The 20,804-nt window shown below is 40.5% G+C and carries 17 protein-coding genes and 1 riboswitch; of the genes, 16 read left to right on the top strand and 1 reads right to left on the bottom strand.

Translation table 11 applies throughout. The annotated features are described in order from the left end of the window. Positions 1–534: 534 nt before the first annotated feature. Complete coding sequence (locus tag B2337_RS11155) at positions 535–900, top strand: hypothetical protein (protein ID WP_292414797.1); 366 nt, start codon at positions 535–537, stop codon at positions 898–900. A gap of 219 nt (positions 901–1,119) precedes the next feature. Continuing rightward, positions 1,120–2,136, top strand: coding sequence for a PQQ-binding-like beta-propeller repeat protein (locus tag B2337_RS11150; RefSeq protein ID WP_292414796.1), 1,017 nt, complete (start codon positions 1,120–1,122; stop codon positions 2,134–2,136). On the opposite strand, the gene galU is transcribed toward B2337_RS11150, so the two are convergent. Next, complete coding sequence (gene galU / locus B2337_RS11145) at positions 2,128–2,985, bottom strand: UTP--glucose-1-phosphate uridylyltransferase GalU (protein ID WP_292414795.1); 858 nt, start codon at positions 2,983–2,985, stop codon at positions 2,128–2,130. The genes B2337_RS11150 and galU overlap by 9 nt on opposite strands. Before the next feature lie 256 nt (positions 2,986–3,241). Here galU and galE point away from each other — a divergent pair, with 256 nt between their 5' ends. The 14 genes from galE (at position 3,242) to B2337_RS11075 (ending at position 20,765) form a co-directional block, all read left to right on the top strand. Beyond that, positions 3,242–4,222 carry a UDP-glucose 4-epimerase GalE gene (gene galE / locus B2337_RS11140; protein WP_292414794.1) on the top strand — a complete coding sequence of 327 codons (981 nt, stop codon included), beginning with the start codon at positions 3,242–3,244 and terminating at the stop codon, positions 4,220–4,222. Between the two features lie 16 nt (positions 4,223–4,238). Continuing rightward, positions 4,239–5,639, top strand: a complete 1,401-nt coding sequence (locus tag B2337_RS11135) for a mannose-1-phosphate guanylyltransferase/mannose-6-phosphate isomerase (RefSeq protein ID WP_292414793.1) — start codon at positions 4,239–4,241, stop codon at positions 5,637–5,639. A gap of 33 nt (positions 5,640–5,672) precedes the next feature. After that, positions 5,673–7,076, top strand: coding sequence for an undecaprenyl-phosphate glucose phosphotransferase (locus B2337_RS11130; protein WP_292414792.1), 1,404 nt, complete (start codon positions 5,673–5,675; stop codon positions 7,074–7,076). Positions 7,077–7,467: 391 nt separating this feature from the next. Next, a riboswitch (cyclic di-GMP riboswitch) is annotated at positions 7,468–7,550 on the top strand. Positions 7,551–7,580: 30 nt separating this feature from the next. Next, positions 7,581–8,111 (top strand): hypothetical protein, encoded by a 531-nt coding sequence (locus B2337_RS11125; protein ID WP_292414791.1) that lies wholly within the window; start codon positions 7,581–7,583, stop codon positions 8,109–8,111. 137 nt (positions 8,112–8,248) lie between these two features. Next, positions 8,249–9,580: an IS4 family transposase gene (locus B2337_RS11120; protein ID WP_292414789.1), complete on the top strand. Its 1,332-nt coding sequence runs from the start codon at positions 8,249–8,251 to the stop codon at positions 9,578–9,580. A gap of 87 nt (positions 9,581–9,667) precedes the next feature. Then, positions 9,668–10,219, top strand: a complete 552-nt coding sequence (locus B2337_RS11115; RefSeq protein ID WP_292414788.1) for a polysaccharide biosynthesis/export family protein — start codon at positions 9,668–9,670, stop codon at positions 10,217–10,219. A gap of 26 nt (positions 10,220–10,245) precedes the next feature. Further along, positions 10,246–11,409 carry an autotransporter domain-containing protein gene (locus tag B2337_RS11110; RefSeq protein ID WP_292414787.1) on the top strand — a complete coding sequence of 388 codons (1,164 nt, stop codon included), beginning with the start codon at positions 10,246–10,248 and terminating at the stop codon, positions 11,407–11,409. A gap of 30 nt (positions 11,410–11,439) precedes the next feature. Then, entirely contained in the window at positions 11,440–13,212 is a 1,773-nt protein-coding gene (locus B2337_RS11105; RefSeq protein WP_292414786.1) for a GumC family protein, read from the top strand. A gap of 32 nt (positions 13,213–13,244) precedes the next feature. Continuing rightward, complete coding sequence (locus B2337_RS11100; RefSeq protein WP_292414785.1) at positions 13,245–14,093, top strand: CpsD/CapB family tyrosine-protein kinase; 849 nt, start codon at positions 13,245–13,247, stop codon at positions 14,091–14,093. A 3-nt stretch (positions 14,094–14,096) separates the two neighbouring features. Continuing rightward, positions 14,097–14,987 carry an ExeA family protein gene (locus B2337_RS11095; protein WP_292414784.1) on the top strand — a complete coding sequence of 297 codons (891 nt, stop codon included), beginning with the start codon at positions 14,097–14,099 and terminating at the stop codon, positions 14,985–14,987. Between the two features lie 391 nt (positions 14,988–15,378). Beyond that, positions 15,379–17,148: a hypothetical protein gene (locus tag B2337_RS11090; protein WP_292414783.1), complete on the top strand. Its 1,770-nt coding sequence runs from the start codon at positions 15,379–15,381 to the stop codon at positions 17,146–17,148. 124 nt (positions 17,149–17,272) lie between these two features. Next, on the top strand, positions 17,273–18,010 hold the full coding sequence (locus tag B2337_RS11085) for an SGNH/GDSL hydrolase family protein (protein ID WP_292414781.1): 738 nt from the start codon (positions 17,273–17,275) through the stop codon (positions 18,008–18,010). A gap of 21 nt (positions 18,011–18,031) precedes the next feature. After that, the gene (locus B2337_RS11080; RefSeq protein ID WP_292414779.1) at positions 18,032–19,705 is read left to right on the top strand and encodes an MBOAT family O-acyltransferase; all 1,674 of its coding nucleotides are present in this window, start codon (positions 18,032–18,034) and stop codon (positions 19,703–19,705) included. Next, positions 19,695–20,765, top strand: a complete 1,071-nt coding sequence (locus B2337_RS11075; protein WP_292414777.1) for an SGNH/GDSL hydrolase family protein — start codon at positions 19,695–19,697, stop codon at positions 20,763–20,765. Before B2337_RS11080 ends, B2337_RS11075 begins: the two co-directional genes overlap by 11 nt. The last annotated feature ends 39 nt before the right edge of the window (positions 20,766–20,804 follow it).

The following is a 20,804-nucleotide window of genomic DNA, read 5'->3' as shown; positions in this document are numbered from 1 at the left end:
TGTGAAAAATTCCATAAACATCCCGGCATAATGATGTTTCATGACTGCCTCTGTATTAATTGAATCTGCTTTGAAAAGTTACCGAAAAATTAGACTCCATAACTCTCATTACAGAGGATTGAATCCAGCACAGAAGTGAAGAGGGAGAAGGCAAATTTTTCAAAGATAATGAACGGGTGGGAAAAATTTACCTGATCTTGATGTGCCTGATGATGTGGCTTAAGTACTGGAGCATCAAAAATGGGTGCAAAAAAAAGGGTAAACCCGAAGGTTTACCCAAAGCTCAGCACGCAGCGAGAGAGAACGAACATGCACTGAAGAAAACTACAATTTTGTTATTGCATTAACGATGCCAAAAAAATAAAACATATAAAAACAATGGGTTAACATTTTGCGTGGCGTTGAGAATAGAGTTTTCGCACCACAAACCAGCAGCTTTGCACCTAAGCAGCGCATTCATTTAGTGATGTAGGAATTTTTCCTGGTTTTATGCCAGTCATACCTGATTATGAATAACAGGTGGGATCGCTATAAATGAAAAAAATGATTGTTATTTGGTTTTCAATGTACTCAACCTTGCTTATGGCAGCAGATATGCAAAGCTCACAAAGCTTAATCACGGATTGTTATCAGGAATGGCAAAGCAGGGGATGGACCCTGGGCGAAGATCGACGGCCCGCTTCCACTATTATTGGTTTTCGCGAGGGCATCATGCGGATATGTGAAGTCCGCACCGAATTATTTTTGCAGGGTGCAGATGTTTCGCCCTACATACAGGGGCGGCTTCGTGACCTGGCTCCCTATGTGTTTACAGCAACTAAAGAAGATATCAAGCAACGAATCCTGCAGGTAAATGATCAAACTGGCTATCCTGCAGGATCAGACTATTTATCTGAATGATTATGTTTAATCCTGAGTTATGATTAAATGGATTATAGTCTGAACCCTCCAGCTAAAACTTTAGCTGTCGAGATAGATAAATAACCTTTTCAAATTATGTATCGATAAACAATGAGCCGTTATCCATTTTTTAAACTGACTAAGTCAATCAGTGGACTTTTTTTACTGGTCCTAATCAGCAGTGCATGTTCAGAAAAAACTGAAACTGAATCTTCTGCTATGTTCAGGGCGGATAGTCAACGCAGTGGAGATTTTCAGACTGAAGGTCCACTGAAAAAACCTGAAATTCTATGGCGTTATCATGCTGATGAAGGAGCCTCATCATCACCTGTCAGCAGTGGTAATCATGTATTTTCCGGGCGCTTCGATGGCTTGATGTTGGCATTAAATAAAAAGTCAGGTCAGGAGCAATGGCGGTTTGAAACGCAAGGCGGAATTTTTTCAACTCCGTCAGTAGCAGAAGAACAATTGATCTTCGGCAGTGACGACAAACATATTTATGCTCTGAACAAATTTACGGGCAGTTTGTTATGGGCATTTGAAACCCAGGACAGAGTCTTTGCCTCGCCCCTGATAGCAAAAGGCACGGTATTTATCGGTAGCCTTGATCATTATTTTTACGCAATAGACCGGCATAGCGGTGAACTTAAATGGCGAATCAAAACAGAAGGGCAAGTGGATTCATCTGCTGCGCTTATGGATGATCGCCTTTATTTTGGCAGTGACGATGGTGCTTTATATGCAGTAAATACCGATGGCGAGTTGCTGTGGACTCTGAATACCGGAGCAGCAATTGATGCATCTCCAGTGATATCTGAAGAGGATGATATGCTGTATGTCGGCAATGATGCCGGAGTGTTATTTGCTGTGGATTTGGAGTCAGGCAAGTCGCTATGGACGTTTGAATCAGGATCCAGATTGTTTGCTTCACCTGCGTTGAAAGATCAGCAGATTATTTTTGCTGCCACGGATGGACGGGTATTTTCTTTGAATAAGGAAAGTGGTGAACCCTTTTGGCAATTTGATGCTCAGGCAGTGTTATTTTCTTCTCCGGCAATAGCAGGAGAACAGGTTTATATAGGTTCAATGGATGGCTTTCTGTATGCGCTTGATATAAACAACGGTGAGCAAGTATGGCGGTTTGATTCAGGGTGGGCCATATTTGCATCACCGTTTGTCGATAACGGTACGCTTTATATCAGCAGCGATGATGGTGATTTATTTGCTTTACGCTGATTTATTTAGATGCTCATGTTCGTAGTAATAATTTGTTGCTTCAACAAATCCTTCTACGCTGCCACAGTCAAAACGACGACCTTTGAATTTCACCGCTAAAACCAGTCGATCCTGTGCCATCAAACGTAAGGCATCGGTGATTTGAATTTCACCATTTGCACCAGGTGGGGTTTTACGCAAATAGTCAAAAATTTCCGGTGTCAGCACATAACGACCGATAATCGCTAAATTGCTTGGTGCATCTTCCGGTTTAGGTTTTTCAACCATGTCTTTAATTTGGTAGATTCCCGGTGCGATCTCATCACCAGAGATAACTCCATAACTATGCGTTTCATCGGCCGGAACCTCTTCGATCGCCACAATGCTGCACTGATAGCGTTCATACAGAGCAACCAGTTGGCTGAGAGCACGATCGCTATCTTCATCGGGTTTTGCACATAAATCATCAGCCAGAATAACGGCAAAAGGTTCATGGCCAATCATGGGTTCGCCGGTCAGAATCGCATGACCCAACCCTAACATTTCACGCTGGCGCATAAATACAAATTCGCAGTTATCCATCAAATAACGAATATCATCCAAAAACTTTTCTTTGGAAGTACCTTTGATTTGATGCTCGAGTTCAAAGCTGGTGTCAAAGTGATCAGCAATGGCGCGTTTACCCCGACCAGTAATAAAACCGATTTGAGTAATACCTGCTTCCATGGCTTCTTCTACACCATATTGAATCAAAGGCTTACTGACAATCGGTAACATTTCTTTTGGCATCGCCTTGGTAGCAGGAAGAAATCGTGTGCCATAACCGGCGGCCGGGAATAAACATTTTCTTATAAGACTTTTTACAGCCATTGACGAGATCCTTATCAAACTGTGGTGGAATAAAGTGATGACGATAAGCTAAAGTAATCACTGGCGAAATTCAAGAATCACATGCGCTTGAGCTATTCTGATAAGCCATTTGAAAGCAAAATATAGTATAAAATTACTAAATGACGGTTTCATTTCGCACATGACTTGTTTCATTCATCTATCATGGTTTTAAGGTTAAAAACGACCATTTTTTGAAGAAATGCTGGTGCATTAGTCTGGAACAAGGAAAGTAAAAATGAAAATTTTGGTGCTTGGCGGTGCAGGTTATATTGGGTCACATATCTGTAAAGCACTCTCCCAGCAGTCCCACCACAGTGTCGTGGTCGATAATTTAAGCACGGGTCATCGTGAAGCCGTTCGCTGGAGTCGGTTTATTGAAGCCGACATTCTTGACCGGGATAGCTTAATCAGGATTTTGCAGGATGAAGGGCCATTCGATCTGATAATGCATTTTTGTGCGAAATCGCTGGTGGGCGAATCCATGCAAAATCCAGCCCTTTATTACCGTAACAATGTTGTTGGTACCCTAAACCTGTTAGATGCCATGGTGGCAACAGGACACGACAAACTGGTTTTTTCCTCAACGGCTGCTGTGTTTGGGATGCCTGAAAAAGAATTAATAGATGAACAGCATTCACGTCTCCCAATCAATCCCTATGGCCAATCCAAAAAAATGATTGAAGACGTATTAGGAGATTATCACGATGCTTATGGTGTAAAGTCCGTTGCATTACGTTATTTTAATGCATGTGGCGCTGATCCGGATGGTGAGATTGGTGAACGTCACGAGCCTGAAACACATTTAATTCCTAATATTCTTAAATCAGCTATCGCTGGCAAAACTGCAGAGTTAAAAGTGTTTGGCGATAAATATCCAACACCAGATGGCACCTGTATCAGGGATTATATTCATGTAAATGATCTGGCTTCAGCTCATATTCTGGCTGGTGAATATTTACAAACACATGCTGGAGCATCAGCATTCAACCTTGGGAATGGTAATGGCTTCAGTGTTTTACAGGTGATTGAAGCTGCCGGTAACGTGATTGGGCGTGACATTGCTTATACAGTTGAAGCGCCTCGAGCAGGCGATCCGCCAATATTAGTTTCTGATGCCAGACAGGCCGGAGAAATTTTAGGCTGGCAACCTGTATACACAGATATTGAATCAATTATTGCCACTGCCTGGCATTGGCATCAAAATGAAACCTTTTAGTTAAGGATAGCTTGTCATGATTCCAGTGATAATTTCTGGTGGTACCGGAACACGACTTTGGCCTTTATCAAGGAAAAATAAGCCAAAACAATTTCTTTCATTATTTGGTGAAACTTCGCTATTTCAGAATACACTTACAAGATTAGCAGGCTTGGATGATATTGAAGAACCTCTGATTGTATGCAATACCGAGCACCGTTTTATGGTGGCAGAACAATTACAGGAAATTGATTTGTCAGCTAAAGAAATCATCTTGGAACCTTGTGCCAGAAATACTGCTCCAGCGATTGCCTTAGCGGCGTTGAAAGCACTTGAAAATGGCAGTGATCCTTTATTATTGGTTCTCGCGGCAGATCATTTGATTCAAAATGTATCTGCTTTTCATCTAGCTATTGGACACGCCAAACAGCTCGCCGAACAAGGCAGCCTTGTCACATTTGGTATACAGCCTCAATCAGCCCACACCGGATATGGTTATATTGAGGCAGTAAAAAAAGATCAACCAAGTGAAGTAAAACGTTTTATTGAAAAGCCCGATCAGAAAACTGCTGAAACTTATTTAGCTGCAGGAAATTTTTTCTGGAATAGTGGCATGTTCCTGTTTAAAGCATCTTCTTATATAAATGAATTACAACAGTTTTATCCCGATATAGTGAAATGTTGTAAAAAAGCGATTGAGAAGTCTGTGACCGACCTTGATTTTATTCGTGCAGACCTTGAAGCGTTTGAACAATGCCCTAGTGATTCTATTGACTATGCAGTGATGGAGAAAACGAACAAAGCTAAGGTGGTTCCATTAGATGCTGGATGGAGTGATGTAGGATCATGGTCTTCTTTATGGGAAGCATTTCCGCAGGATGAAAATAACAATGTACTGGTTGGAGATGTCATCGTCGATTCGGTATCAAACTCGTACATACACAGTGAAAATCGTTTGGTTACGGTATTAGGTCTGGATGATGTCGTCGTTGTTGAAACGCATGATGCAGTGATGGTGGCTCATAAAGATCAGGCACAAAATATTAAAAACATTGTAGAAACCCTGAGCAATGAAAATCGCAAAGAAGTCCATACTCACCGTAAATGCTATCGGCCGTGGGGAAGTTATGACTCCGTCGACTATGGAAAACGCTTCCAGGTGAAGCGCATTACTGTGAATCCAGGCGCATCTTTGTCTTTACAGATGCACTATCATCGTGCTGAGCATTGGGTGGTGGTGAGTGGTACAGCCGAAGTAACGCGTGATGATGAAGTCATGTTATTAGGAGAAAATGAATCAACGTTTATTCCTTTGGGCAGTGTGCACCGTTTAAGAAACCCGGGGCGAGTGCCGCTGGAAATTGTTGAGGTACAGTCCGGTAGTTATCTCGAAGAAGATGACATTATTCGACTCCAGGATAGTTATAACCGTAAATAGAGTTAGTAAGGAAGAGGTTACCTGAGACAAATTATGGCGCAAACCAAGATCAGACATTTTGATTCAAAAATTAATGCAATCTCAAGACTGATTGATAGCGCTATTATTTTGGTTACATTTGTAGCCTTGATGGATTTATTTGCCATCGAGTGGCAGCCAAAACATGTCTGGTCACTCCTGTTTTCGATCATACTGTTTCATTTTTTTGCAGAGTCTCAAGATGCATACCGCTCATGGCGTGGAACGTATGTTAGGGATGAAATAACGGCTGTTTTATTTTCCTGGGGAACCAGTATTGCAATACTGGTTGCTATTGAGCGGATAGTCATTAATGAACAAACCTATGCCGCTCCTTTCCTCGTTATCTGGTTTATTGTTACCCCTATCGAACTGATTTCCTGGCATGCCATTGTGAGAATGGTTCTGGGCATCATGAAATCAAAAGGATTGAATACTCGCCGCGTAGCCATTGTTGGGGCAACCAATTTGGGTTACCGATTGGAACAGTCATTTGATGACATGGATTGGACGGGATACCGTTTTTCTGGCTTTTATGATGATAGAAAGCCTGCACCTAATCGTCGCCTGGATGATGAAGAGGCAATTGTCATTGGCAGTATCGAAGAGCTGGTGGCAGATTGCCGTAATGGAAAGATCGATATTGTATTTATTACCTTATCGCTGGCTGCCGAAGCGCGTATTCGTTTACTCACTGAAAAACTGGCTGATACCACCGCCTCCGTATATTTAGTCCCGGATTTATTTACCTTTAATCTTCTAAATTCCAGGTGGGTAGATTACCAGGGCATTACAGCAATCAGTATTTATGAAACGCCCTTTGCCGGTATTGATAGCATGATCAAACGTCTGGAAGACATTGTATTGAGTTTTCTTATTCTTTGTCTTATTGCGATTCCAATGATGTTAATAGCCATTGGCATTAAAACCACCTCCAAAGGCCCAGTGTTCTTCAAACAAACTCGCTATGGAATGGACGGTGAAAAAATCAAAGTATGGAAATTTCGGACCATGACCGTTACAGAAGATGGGGAAACGGTAACTCAGGCGACAAAAAATGATAATCGGATAACGTATTTTGGAAGATTTTTAAGAAAAACTTCATTGGATGAGCTGCCACAATTTTTTAATTCTCTTGGCGGCTCAATGTCAATTGTTGGACCACGTCCTCATGCTGTTGCCCATAATGAAGAATATCGGGCAAAAATTCATGGTTATATGCTTCGCCACAAAGTGAAGCCAGGCATTACAGGGTTAGCGCAGATAAATGGTTTTCGGGGAGAAACCGACACTCTCGATAAAATGGAAGGGCGGGTTAAGTATGATCTGCTTTATATACAGACATGGTCTTTAATCTTGGATATTAAAATAATATTTCTTACGATATTTCGTGGTTTTATGGGAAATAATGCTTATTGACACTTCGTCCGTCTACAATTCGTGAGCGTCATATTCCTGTAAGCTGGAAAATCTATACTAGTATTGGCTGAGAGTTATCAAGCGATTATCGTATACGTTTTAATGAGTTGTATATTTACTAATGCAGTGCTGCAAATTAAGAATCCTGGATTTATTGTCATGTGTAATGATTCCAGCTTATATATTCGGAAACATTCTCAGACGATTAGTGCAATAATGCAGTTCAGCAGGATGATAATGTTTTTTTGCTGCTTAGATTTGAGGTTCATCACAGTTTTTTTATGCATTAGTACCATAGTACAGTTTTAATGCAGCTGGAAAGCTGTTAACTTTTAGTCGTACTCCTGAGAGAAGTTTCTAGGGGATACACTGAACGCAAGATAGTAATATCTTGTTTTATAGCCAAACTTGTCGTGAGGCAAGGTCGGAAAGCCACGGGTCTTTAGCTATATTGAAGATGGCCGGGTTGCATTGCTTAAATTTTTCTATTTAAAGGGTATTATTATGAAAAAAGCGATGCTTTTTGTTGTTAGTTTCTTGTTTGCAGTGAGCGCAAATGCTGCGACGCTTGACTTAACACTTGCTGGTACAGGTGGTTTTCTGGGTGGAGCAACTCAGACAATCAACTCTAACAACGCAAGTGATGTTAGTGCGTCTGGTGTTGGCTTAGGTGTAACCTGGTATTCAGATTTTGTTTTACAATCTGATAAAAACACCAAAGCAGTAATCAGTTTTGAAGCTATCGGTGCTAGTTTGTCGAAGCATTCATCAGTCGGTATTCAGTTTGGTGATAATTCACCAATCTTCTCAGCTGGTGAATCACCGTTTAGTGGCATTTTTAGTTTCTCTCAAACTGTTATGTTGACTGCTGGTACTCAGTACTTCTTCTTGCTGGATGGCATCAAGAATGTTGCTGGTTACTCATTGAACGTTTCTGCAGTGCCAATTCCAGCGGCATTGTGGTTGTTTGCTCCTGCACTTCTGGGTTTCTTCGGCTTACGCCGTAAAGCAGCACAGAATGCAGCAGTTGCTTAATTAGTTCGCAAGAGTTAACAATATTGTTAGTTTAAAGAAAAGGGGGCTTCGGCCTAATGCCGATCAGTTAAGAAAAACTTGACGATTTGGCGGATGAGATCAAACTCCGATGGTAGTCATATCATCGGAGTTTTTTTATGCAACTCACTACTGCCCTTGCTCTTGCTAATGGTTATGCGCCTAATACTGAAGCCCTGGGGAAACTCAGTGATATTCTGAGCCCTGACTTTCTGGAACAATGCTTTGCCGAAGCAGGGGTTGCCACTATTCGGCGCAGAAGATTGCCCCTGGATATGGCAATTTGGGCGGTTCTGGGCATGTCTCTGTATCGCCAGGAACCCGTTTGGAGCATCGTCAGTAAACTGCAACTGATGTTGCCCGGCAAACAGGCGTTAGTCGCACCCAGTGCAGTGGTGCAGGCCCGGCAACGTTTAGGCGTTGATGCGGTGAAAGTGGTATTTGAACAGAGTCAACAGCGTTGGAATAGGGATGCTGCACATAAGCGCTGGCATGGGCTGACGTTACTGGGCGTTGATGGTGTGGTGTGGCGAACACCGGATACGGCTGAAAACCAAGCGGCATTCAGCTCAACAAAAAATCAGTATGGGCATACACCTTTTCCACAGGTACGTATGGTCTGCCAAATGGAATTGACCAGCCACATGCTAACAGGCAGTGCTTTTGAAGGTATTGCCAGCAATGAGATGCAATTAGCCACTGGCTTGATAGCGACGACGCCTGACCAGTCACTGACCTTGTTTGACCGGGGATTTTATTCTCTAGGATTATTGTATGACTGGCAGCAGGCTGGCACCCAGCGGCATTGGTTGTTACCGGCCCGAAAGGATTTGCGTTTTGAGGTGGTGACCGCCTTTAGTAACAATGATTGCCTGATTAAACTTGCCACCACACCGCCATCACGCAAGCAACGGCCTTATTTGCCCGAAATCCTCTATGCCCGCATGGTGACAACGCGTGTGAAAGGCAAAGTCCACCGGCTTCTGACCTCTCTGATAACACCTGAGCTTTATCCTCAGGCGGCTATCGCGAAGCTTTATGCCACTCGCTGGGAGATAGAGCTTGGCTACAGAGAAATCAAGCAAGGCCTGCTCGATAGTGAATTTACGCTGCGCAGCAAGCGCTCTGACATGATTGCTCAGGAGTTATGGGGAATATTGCTTGCCTACAATATCTTGCGTTATCAGATGGTGATAATGGCTAAGACCATCCCCGGGCTCAAACCTAACCAACTCAGTTTTACCACCTGCTCGTTAGCCATCATCAATTTGTTGCTATCAATGTCGCTCAATAGTGCAGGAACGATTCCGAGAAAGTTGGAAGATTTAAAAGCACAAACACGGCACCACATACTGCCCGAGCGACGAAAAAACAGGGCTTACCCGAGAGTGGTTAAGTCGAATAAAAACACCTACCCCATCAAAAAAAGAAATGCCGGTCAGCTTAACTGACCGGCATTAGGCTTCGGCCCCCTTTTTTTTATTCTGAATAGTGTTAATATCATTTCTAGATGTTTTCTGTAACAACGGAGTACTGTTATGAAAAAATTGTTCAGTGTAGTGTTTCTAATGACCAGCTTTATGTTCGGAACTGCATTTGCAGTCGATGCAGATTACACCTTAAATGCTGGTGACAGACTGAGTATTTCTGTTTGGAATGAAGACGCATTAAAAAAAGAAGTTGTCATCTTACCCGATGGGACAATTTCATTTCCGCTTGCTGGCCAATTAATGGCGAAAGACAAGACGGTTTTTCAGGTCGAAAATGAAATTCGGGAAAAATTATCCAACTACATTTCTGATCCAGTTGTAACCGTAACCGTAGATGTTGTTGGCGGTAACACTATCCATATTCTGGGCAAAGTCGTTACGCCAGGTTCATTTGCAATGAGTCAACCACTTGATGCCATGCAGGCTTTAAGTCTCGCTGGAGGCTTGGCGCAGTTTGCAAAAGAAAATGACATTATTGTTCTGCGTCGTGAAGGCACAGAACAACGGACCATTCCTGTATATTACGCTCGCATCAAACAAGGTAGATCACTTGAATCGAATATCATGCTGGAAAGTGGTGATATTATGATTGTTCCTTGAATAAATACTCATTGGAGGAGGTCAGCATGCAATACAAGAATCTAACTTACGGCATTATCCCGTCATTTATTTTGCTTTCAAGTTCAGTAATGGGCGCAGAATATCTTGTTGATGCTGATTTTTCCCCAACATTGAAATATGACGATAACGTTGAGCTTCGTGAGGATAAGGAAGGCAGCTTCAGTACTGAAATCACACCGACGCTATTTCTTTCAAGAACAACTGAAGATACATTCTTGGGTCTTGATGCCGGATATCGGATCGAAAAGTTTACCAGTCTGAGTGAGTTAGATCGCCAGGATCCATTTGTTCTGTTTTCAAGTAGTGCTACGCATGAACGAAGTGAATTTGGTTTAGATGCACAATATTCAGAACGTGCACAACGTACTATCGCAGAAGAAGATACCGGAGACTTTGCTTCAGATGCGACAGTAACCACTCGTTCAATAGCGCCTCGTTATCAGTATCAACTTACCGCGAGAGATTTTATTTATACCAACCTGAGTTATCAGGAACGAAGTTACGATGAAGATCAGTTTCTTGATAACGATACTTACGTTATGACTGGTGGTTGGAGAAGAGTTTTTACAGAACGGCTTACAGCTGGTCTTGCGTTAACTTATATTGACTATGAGGCGGAAGCAGTAAATCGAACTTCTGAATATGAAGCTTATAATTTAAATGTTACCAGTACCTATCGTTTATCAGAACTTTGGTCCTTAGCCGGGCAAGTTGGTTACAATACACTTGATAGTGAAAATACCATTATTAATGGACCAACTTTTAAAGATACCAGTTCAGGGATGCTTTATTCATTATCGGCAATTTACGAGGGTGATTTGAATAATGTTTCAGTTGAAATAGCAAAGGCACTTAATCCATCCGGTGAAGGCGTGGTAAACGAACAGGAAAGCATTACTGTTGATTGGCAACGTCGCATTGCTGATCAATTGAACTTTGGCCTTCGTGCATCGTATCAGGAAACTACTGCAGCGAGTGACTTTGATAATACTGATCGTGAGTATATGACGTTTTCACCTAGTCTAAGATGGCAATTTGAAGAAAATATTGCACTGAATATGGGATATCTATTCCGCAAACAAGAGGGTGATACCGTTCAGGATGCAGAAAGTAATATGGTGTTTGTAACGCTTAACTATGATTGGGGCGGCCTGCTTTATTCGCGCTAGATAAATCTATAAATAACAATAGAGAGTTAGATGGAAGAAGAACAAACGAAGGGTATCGGTGATTACCTGGATATCCTGTGGCGCCGAAAGTACTGGGTAATTATCCCGGCTATTATCTTAATGACAGTTTCGGCATACATTGTGATGGCTATGCCGGCAATTTATAAATCACAGGGTGTGATTCTAATCGAGTCACAAGATATACCGGATGATCTTGTCAGGACGACGATCACCAGCTATGCCGATCAGCGTATTGAATTGATACGGCAGCGTTTGATGACAACCAACCGAATCATTCCGATTATTGAGAAACATAATCTCTATACACAGCAGCGCAATAACAACGCAAGTACTTCTGATATTGTTGATAGATTTAAACAAAATATCGGAGTAGAAATCGTGCAGGCAAATGTGACTGACCCTGCAAGTGGTCGAGCCAAGCAAGCTAGTATTGCATTCAGAGTCTGGTTTATTGATGAGTCTGCTGAAAAGGCAAAACAAGTCACTGATGAAATCGTGACAGAGTTTTTAAGTGAAAATGTGCGTGTTCGAACCGCAAGAGCAGAAGAAACCACCAGTTTTTTAAAACTGGAGGGTGACCGAATGCAAAAGGAAGTTCAAAAAACCGAAACAGAAATTGCAGAGTTTAGAGATCAATACAGCGATAGTTTACCGGATTTATTGGACTACAATTTAGCCATGGTGCAGTCAATCCAACAGGAAATATCCTCAATTGAAAACCAAATCATGGTGATGAATGATCAAATCAGTACCATGGGGATTCAATTGTCTATGGTTCCAAGAGATACTGTTGGTTTAAATGCAGCTGAACCAGGTCAACCATCCACAGCCGAAATTGAACTGCAGGAGCTTAAATCAGAATATCGCAGTATGCAGAGTCGATACTCAGCCAACCATCCTGATTTGCAACGAACTAAACGACAAATTGATGCGCTTGAAGCTGAACTCGGTGTGGTTGGATCGCCAAGATCGGAACTTGAGAGTCAATTAACCGCCGCTAAATCTAACTTACAGAATTTAAAACAGCGCTATTCTTCTGAGCATCCAGATATGAAAGCAGCTGAAGCCGAAGTGTCGCGGATAGAGAGGATGTTGCAGGATTTGCCACCAGATGTTGCTAATGAATCAACTGGAGGTCAGCAACAAGGTATCTCCTCTAACCCGGTATATATAGAGGTCGCAGCTAAAATAGATGCATCCAGACGGGAAGTGGGTCGCATGCGCCAACGGCAACAGGAGTTAAGAAACAAACTCGCTGAATATGAACAACGTGTTTACAAAACCAATCAGGTGCAACGTGCATATCTTGATCTGACTCGTGATCACGAGAATAAGCTTAATCAATATCGCGAGTTACGTGCTAAACAGTTAGAAGCCGAACTTGCCCAAACGCTCGAGTCAGAAAGCAAAGGTGAGAGTTTCGTCTTAATTGAACCACCCCGAGTATCTGCAAAACCAGAAAAACCAGACCGTCCAAAACTGATGGCAATGGCTTTTGTCGGTTCTTTGGGTGCTGGAGCAGGGCTGGCTATTCTGCTTGAGCTTCTTTTCGGAGGTGTTCGGGGTTATGCCCAAATTAGTCAATTAGTTGGTAAAACCCCCCTTGTTGTGATTCCAGTGATAGCCACTGAACATGACAAACGGAGAAAAAGAGTAAACAGAATTCGGATATTAATAGTGTTCATTTTAATGGTTATTGCCGGCATAGCAGCAATTCATTACTACATTATGAATTTGGAAGTGCTATGGTTTAAAGTCATGAACAAACTCAATGTACTTTAAAAATATTACTCAATTTTTGGTAAGTAAATTATATGGATAGAATCCAAAAAGCCCTTGATAAGGCGAAACAAAGACATGCAGAAGCTGCGAGAAAGCCAGAAGTAACAGCTCCTGAACAAGATACTTCTGATACTGGTTCGAAAAATAAGTCAGTAGATCCGTTAATAGCACCGATTGATTCAATTGAATACTCCCAAACAAAAGTAGTTAATGTTTCGAACGAGCAGTTAGACCGAAAAAGATTAATCGCTGGTTTTTACAATAACCCTCAATCTGCAGTATTTAGAATGTTACGTACGCAGGTTCTGAAAAAAATGCGTGGCAATAACTGGCAATCACTCGCCATCACCTCTCCAACTGAGGGGGAGGGTAAATCTGTTGTTGCGGCCAATCTTGCCATTGCAATCGCCATGGAATTAAACCAAACCGTTTTATTGGTCGACATGGACCTCCGAAATCCGAGTATTGCTAAATATTTTGGCCTGGATGTCAAAATTGGCTTGAAAGATTATTTGTCTGGTGATTATCCATTATCCGAAGTATTAATTAATCCCGGTATCAAACGCCTGGTTATATTGCCTGGTTTAGGTCGCGTAGAGGACTCAGCTGAGCTTTTATCCAGCCCTAAGATGGCAAGTCTAGTTTCAGATATAAAATCACAATACGATTCCAGGGTAATTATTTTTGATGTACCGCCTGTACTTCAAACTGATGACGTTCTTTTGGCGAGTAATTACTTTGATAGCACGATTCTGGTGCTGGAAGATGGCAAAAATCCTGAAACAAATATTGTAAGAGTCTTGCAAATGCTTGAAGGTAATAACCTGATGGGAACAGTTGTCAATAAGTGTTCGCGTGCACCAGAACACCAAAATTATTAATTTATGTATACAGAACACTTTGGATTAACCCACAAGCCGTTTAACCTGGTTCCAGATCCTCGCTTTCTTTACCTGAGTCCAAATCATAAAAAAGCCCTGACTATGCTGGAATACGGGCTGATGAGCCATGCGGGCTTTACGGTAGTGACGGGAGAAATTGGAGCGGGTAAAACCACCCTTATTCGAGCATTATTATCCAAAATTGAAGGTGATTGTGTTATTGGGCTGATTAATAACACACATGAATCATTTGGAGAATTAATGACCTGGGTGCTTGATTCACTCGAAATTGAATCAACGGCTACAGATAATTCTGGACGTTATCGTGACTACATTAACTTTGTTGTAGAGCAGCATGCACAAGGTAAAAGAGTTGTTTTGATTGTTGATGAAGCACAAAACCTGACTGTGCAGGCATTGGAAGAATTACGACTGCTATCTAATGTAAACATAGACTCGGATATTTTTCTTCAACTGGTATTGACCGGACAACCCGAACTTATTGATAAGCTTAATCAGCCAGAACTGGTTCAGTTTGCACAACGAATCGGCGTTGAATTTCATTTAAAAGCATTAAATTTTCCTGAAACACAAAACTATATTGAATACCGACTGCGAGTTGCAGGTGCCAAGCAAAAGATTTTTTCTAATGAAGCCTGTGCGGTTATTTACTGTTATAGCGAAGGTATCCCCAGACGTATAAATAACTTATGTGATTTTGCGCTAGTCTACGCTTTCGCAGATAACAAACTCGAAATTGATGTTGCACTCATTCAGGAAATGATGCGCGACAAAAAAGCTTCCCGCATTGTTAAAACTGAAATGTCAGATAACCCAGATGTTAAGCGCGTTAAAAGCTGGTTACTCGAGCAACACAACATACAACTAAATTAAGATCAGAATCACTATAAACTGTGATTTATCTCACATTGAATTCAGAGCCAAAGAAATAGAATCACAATCAATACAGTTGTGATGTATTGATGGTGGGGGATGGCGTCTGTCATTTGTATTGTTTAAAAAATCCTCTGCCCCCCAGGGGATTTTTAGCCCGGCGGCAACGCTGGGCTTTTTTTTATAGCAAAATCATATTAGAATCAATCTTCTGTTGGCTTTTTCGAAGTCTCTCAGCAATTATTAGCGAAGATAATTGCGGTCTGTTTCACACAATGATGAATGCCATGTCAAATGAAAATAAATATGTGAATCTAATCACCTTTCCGAAACATTATTGTGCATATCATCATTCACGCAATCATCTATTAACTAATTGGGGGGAGATGACATGAGAAAGTCATTTGTATTACTTGGAATATTTCTTCTAGGCACACTCAGTGCCACTGCACAAGCACAGAACTACTACGTTTGCGATAACGGCAATGACAGTAACGACGGTCGTACTGAAGCGAAACCATTCAAAAGCTATGAAAAAGCTATGGACACGTTCAACAAAATGAATGCTGGTGGCAGTGTGCTTTTTTGTCGTGGCGGTAAATTCATTGCTACACAAAAGAAACGCCTCGCTAATTTTAACTGTTCTGCAGACAAAGTTTGCACAATTGGCGATTACGGCAACTCAAACCTTGAAAGACCTTTGATAATTGACAGAGTAGAAACAGGGTTTAATTTCCAAAATGGTAGCGATTCTAGACCTGATGGAGGTTATCATGTAAAAAATGTCATGCTTGTTGCTCAGACAGATGGTAAGGGGTACGGAATATCTTTTTACAATGATGTCAATGATATTTTAATTGAAAATGTTCATGTAGAAGGCTATCGAGTTGGTGTTAGTTCGCGGGGAGGTAATAAGGCAGCGCCTGGTTCCGGTTCAAATAGACAAACTGACAGATTGATTTTGAGAAACTCTACAATAATTAATAACAAATCTCAGGGGTTTCAAGGTGGTTGTAACGACTGTGTCATTGAAAACAACCATTTCGAAAATAATGGCTTTGGCAGACGAATTCTTGACCATAATATTTATATTAGTAGTGCAAGTAAGGATGAAAGTATAAGTGTTAAAAATATCCTTATCAGAAATAACACCCTGTATAGATCCACTATTATTAATGGTAAATGTGAGGGTGTTTCATTAGTAGTCCATGGAATTGTCAGAAATCTGACAATTGAAAATAATACAATTAAAGAAGATTTAGGCAAAGTAACACAATATTGCTGGGGTATAGGTATTGATCCAGGCAATGAAATGGATGAATCTTTTGTAGGACTTAAAATTCACAAAAACACACTTTTAAATGTGGGTAACATTGGAATAGGTTGTTCATCATGCAAAGACGCCGTAATTAGTGATAACATGATCATTGATGAAGGCGATGTTTTAAGAACAGGTATTGCTATTCCTTCCAAACCTGAAGATAGCTTGAAATCCCAAAACATAACAATTTCTGGGAATAAGATTGCTCTCAATCATGACCGTTCTACTGGAATAAATGTTAAAGACGTTTATCCGGTCAAAATTCTTAATAATGACATCAGCATCCTTAAAACGGGAGTAAATACTCAATGTATTGGTTTAGAAGGGATTAATACAAGTTTGAATATTTCTTCAAATCAATGTAAAACTCATAACGACGTATCTGTAATCGATCAGACTCTTCCCGAAACGGAGGTAGTTGAAAACACACCTGAAGTCCCTGTAGAAGAACCAGTTGTAACTGAACCTGAACCTGAAACTGAAGTAGTAGAAAATACTCCTGAAGTCCCTGTAGAAGAACCAGTAGTAACTGAGCCAGAACCTGAAACAGAAGTTGTAGAAAACACACCTGAAGCACCAGTAGAAGAGCAACCAGTTGTAACAGAGCCTGAAACTGAAGTAGTTGAAAATACTCCAGAGGTTCCTGTTGAACAACCTGTTGTAAATGAACCTGAAACAGTTGTTAGCTTTGAACGTCCATCCTGGGCTAGCCCACGGCCAACGTCTAGCAGCAATAACTTTACGGTAGATAATCTTATTGAGTCTATGCAGAATGACTATAGTAATGTGAGTGAGTCAGAATGCAGAGTATTTGCTCGTGGAAAATGTTTAATACGCTAATCTACCATCTTCACTCCAAAAGCCCGGTTTACCGGGCTTTTTTTTGTCTTCTGACTGATATTATTTAAACTATAAGTTAGAATCATCTGAGGATTTAAATTTCGTGGGTAGGATGTTTAGTAAATTGCCAGTATCTAAACGCTTCTTTGTGATTATCAGTGGTTTTTTATTTCTGATAAGTCTCATATTGCTGAAGATTTCTCACAGTATTTATACTCAAATGCTTGAAGTGAGATTGGACCCTTCACAGCAAAGTTTTTACCAAGCAGATAATTTGAAATTAAAAACTGACAGTATCAACTCAACCGCCTATCGAATAATTCTGTTTGGTGATTCACGCATACAAATGTGGGATGAAATACCACACATTGATGGCCTTGAATTTATTAATCGTGGTATTGGTGGACAAACGACCGGGCAGGCCAGGCTAAGGGTTGAGAATGATATATTGGCCATTAATGCCGATGCTGTTGTTCTCCAATTAGGTATAAATGATCTTAAGGCAATAGCTTTTTCGCCTGCCAAGCGCGATAGAATCATCAAAACTGTTCAGAATAATCTCCAGAATATAATTGAAACATTGCTAGCGCATGATATTGATGTATATTTAATGACCGTAATCCCAGCATCTTCTCCCCGAGGTGGCTGGATTTTTTTATGGTCAGATGAAATTGATACCTCTGTTGCTATTGTTAATAACTGGATAAAAACAATAGATAATGATGGCGTTTATATATTGGACCCTACTAAGAAATTAACTAACGGCTTGAAAACGAATAAAGAGTTTTCTCTTGATACACTACACCTGAATGAAACAGGTTATGGCATATTAAATAATATGTTAAAAGATACTTTCAAATAAATTTATGGATGAATAAGCCCTTTGTTATTTACATCATTTGATTTTGCAATATTTTTATTTATTGTCTTAATTGCCTACTGGGTTCTTAAAAGACAATTATTTGCTCAAAATGCACTGATTGTTATTTCAAGTTACTTTTTCTATGGTTATTGGGACGTTCGTTTCCTGTTTTTAATCGTCTTATCTACTGCAGTCGATTATTGCATGGCTCAGATGATTGACGAGGGTGAAATATCTAAAAAAGATAGATTAAAAGTTTCATCATCTTTGCTTGTCTCAGCACTGATATTCCTGGTTATTCAGTATGATGCAATCAATTTTGATTTAAATATTCTCAGGCTCACTATTGACTGGTCAAACTTGTTAGCCAGTTCCCTTGGGTGGCAGGTTTTTATAGCAACTTTAGTAGTCGTTGTTGCAGCTAATATTCTCTATTCTCAACTTTCTGGATTTATCCAACATAATAAAAAGAAAGTATTTTTATTTATAAGTATTGCTACAAATTTAGCAATACTTGGCTTTTTTAAATATTTTAACTTTTTTGCTGATAGCTTTGTTGTAATGTCGGAATCTCTGTTTGGTTATACCCCAGGGGCATTCACTTTAGACATTATTTTACCGGTTGGTATTTCTTTTTATACGTTCCAGACGATGAGTTACTCCATTGATGTATATCGGGGTGAGATAAAAGCGTCCAAAAAACTAACCGAGTTTGCAGCGTATGTTTCTTTCTTTCCTCAACTTGTTGCAGGTCCTATTGAGAGAGGGAAACTTCTTTTACCCCAGTTTCAGCAAACCCGGCCAACCCCTGAGTGGTCTGATATTAGAGAGGGCATCTGGCTGATATTTTGGGGGTTATTCAAGAAACTGGTTATTGCGGATAACCTGGCAAAGATTGTTAATCCAACATTTGAATACTATGCATCAGGAGGATCAGCAGGGGCTATACCACCGACCGACAGTTTAAGCCTGGTAATTGTTTTATATGCATTTGCTTTACAAATATATTGTGACTTTTCTGGTTACACCGATATAGCCAGGGGAACAGCGAAATTATTTGGCTTTAACCTGATGGTTAATTTCCGCCTACCATATTTTGCAACTGATCCATCCAGTTTCTGGCGACGTTGGCACATTAGTCTTTCTACCTGGCTACGAGACTATCTCTATATTCCATTAGGGGGAAACCGTCGAGGTTCACTCCTGACATACAGAAATTTGATGTTAACAATGATCTTAGGAGGCTTATGGCATGGAGCTGCTTGGACTTTTGTAATCTGGGGCTTTTATCAGGGAGCTTTACTCGCAATATATAGGGCATTAGGAATTGATGCTGAAATGAGCGGGAATTATCCACAATGGAAAAAAATATTAATGATAATTTTCTTTTTCCAGTTAACCTGTATTGGTTGGTTAATCTTCCGGGCTGACAGTCCAGCAACGATTATCAGCTATCTGGAAGGAATTATTTTTAATCCTCTCACCACACCCCAGACATGGGAACTATTAAAAACACTGCTCTTTTATTCCTGGTTTTTGATAATCTTCCAGGTTTTTCAATACAAAGCTAATAATTTAACCCCCATGCAGAACTGGCATTGGTTTATCAGACTTAATATATGGGTTTACATTATTATGGCATTGCTGGTCCTAGCCGCATCAGGCGGGCAGGAGTTTATCTATTTTGCCTTTTAATTATATGAAAATCTTTTTTAAATATATTTTTATATTTATTTGGATATTTGTTGCGGCTGAAGCTTTTATGCGTGTATTTGAACCGCAACCCATTTTGCCTCGCTATGTTGAAGCAGGTGATTTCGGTATTCGAGTCAATATGCCAAATCAGGTGTATAAACATCAATCACCTGATTTTGAAGTGATCATGCGTACAAATTCGAAAGGCATACGTTCAGATGTTGAATATCCGTATGAAAAGCCTGAGGGAACGAAAAGAATCGTTGTCCTGGGCGATTCATTTGGAATGGGCTATGAAGTCGAATTAGAAGACACTTTCACCCAGGTTATGAGACGAGAATTAGTGGGCATTCTTGGTCAGGATGTCGAGATTATTAACTTATCGGTTTCTGGCTATGGTACTGCAGAACAGTTATTAATGTTGCAGAACGAAGGTATTAAGTATCAACCAGATTTAGTTCTGGTAACCTGGCATGATACGGATCCAGATGATAATATTCGGTCTAACTTGTTTAAAGTTGAGAATAATCAACTCGTTCGCAACAGTGAAACTTATCTACCAGGTATTGAAATCCGTGAATTTCTATATCAGTTTAGTTTTTATCGCTGGTTGGCTGGTGAAAGCCATTTTTATAATTGGTTCAGGGGGTGGGCTGCAGCTACCATTAAAGAGTTGCTTGTAAAACGTAATGACCCGCCTGAAAAGCCACAGGCCACAGTTGAAGTTGCTAAAGAAGTTGAGAGAAAACAGCCTTCCCGAAAAGAAGTTTTATCATTATTACTGTTAAAAGAAATTAAAAAAGTTGCTAATAATAATCAAGCGAATTTGTTAATTCTTGAAATACCAACAAGAAAAACGCGAGTTGATTTTCAACCCAGTTTGAATGAATTTTTACGTGATGAGTTTAAAGTTGTCAGTCCGCTGGTCGAGCTTCAAAAATCAGCTGAAGCTGGCAACCTTATATATCATGAAAAATCCCATGGACACTTTACACCATTAGGTTGCCATATTATTGGGGAAGTACTTGGCGGGTATATATTCCAGCAAAAATTGCTTTAAAGTTCATTTCATCTGAAAAGTAGCTTTAGTTTTTCAGGG

The sequence above is a fragment of the Methylophaga sp. UBA3192 genome, from assembly GCA_002363955.1.
Lineage (GTDB): Bacteria > Pseudomonadota > Gammaproteobacteria > Nitrosococcales > Methylophagaceae > Methylophaga.
This window is presented reverse-complemented; position numbering and strand designations above follow the sequence as displayed.

Bases quoted from the DNA above. Each gene is read 5' to 3' on its own strand.
- B2337_RS11155 (WP_292414797.1), top strand. From the start codon at position 535: ATGAAAAAAATGATTGTTATTTGGTTTTCAATGTACTCAACCTTGCTT.
- B2337_RS11150 (WP_292414796.1), top strand. From the start codon at position 1,120: ATGTTCAGGGCGGATAGTCAACGCAGTGGAGATTTTCAGACTGAAGGT.
- galU (WP_292414795.1), bottom strand. From the start codon at position 2,985: ATGGCTGTAAAAAGTCTTATAAGAAAATGTTTATTCCCGGCCGCCGGT.
- galE (WP_292414794.1), top strand. From the start codon at position 3,242: ATGAAAATTTTGGTGCTTGGCGGTGCAGGTTATATTGGGTCACATATC.
- B2337_RS11135 (WP_292414793.1), top strand. From the start codon at position 4,239: ATGATTCCAGTGATAATTTCTGGTGGTACCGGAACACGACTTTGGCCT.
- B2337_RS11130 (WP_292414792.1), top strand. From the start codon at position 5,673: ATGGCGCAAACCAAGATCAGACATTTTGATTCAAAAATTAATGCAATC.
- B2337_RS11125 (WP_292414791.1), top strand. From the start codon at position 7,581: ATGAAAAAAGCGATGCTTTTTGTTGTTAGTTTCTTGTTTGCAGTGAGC.
- B2337_RS11120 (WP_292414789.1), top strand. From the start codon at position 8,249: ATGCAACTCACTACTGCCCTTGCTCTTGCTAATGGTTATGCGCCTAAT.
- B2337_RS11115 (WP_292414788.1), top strand. From the start codon at position 9,668: ATGAAAAAATTGTTCAGTGTAGTGTTTCTAATGACCAGCTTTATGTTC.
- B2337_RS11110 (WP_292414787.1), top strand. From the start codon at position 10,246: ATGCAATACAAGAATCTAACTTACGGCATTATCCCGTCATTTATTTTG.
- B2337_RS11105 (WP_292414786.1), top strand. From the start codon at position 11,440: ATGGAAGAAGAACAAACGAAGGGTATCGGTGATTACCTGGATATCCTG.
- B2337_RS11100 (WP_292414785.1), top strand. From the start codon at position 13,245: ATGGATAGAATCCAAAAAGCCCTTGATAAGGCGAAACAAAGACATGCA.
- B2337_RS11095 (WP_292414784.1), top strand. From the start codon at position 14,097: ATGTATACAGAACACTTTGGATTAACCCACAAGCCGTTTAACCTGGTT.
- B2337_RS11090 (WP_292414783.1), top strand. From the start codon at position 15,379: ATGAGAAAGTCATTTGTATTACTTGGAATATTTCTTCTAGGCACACTC.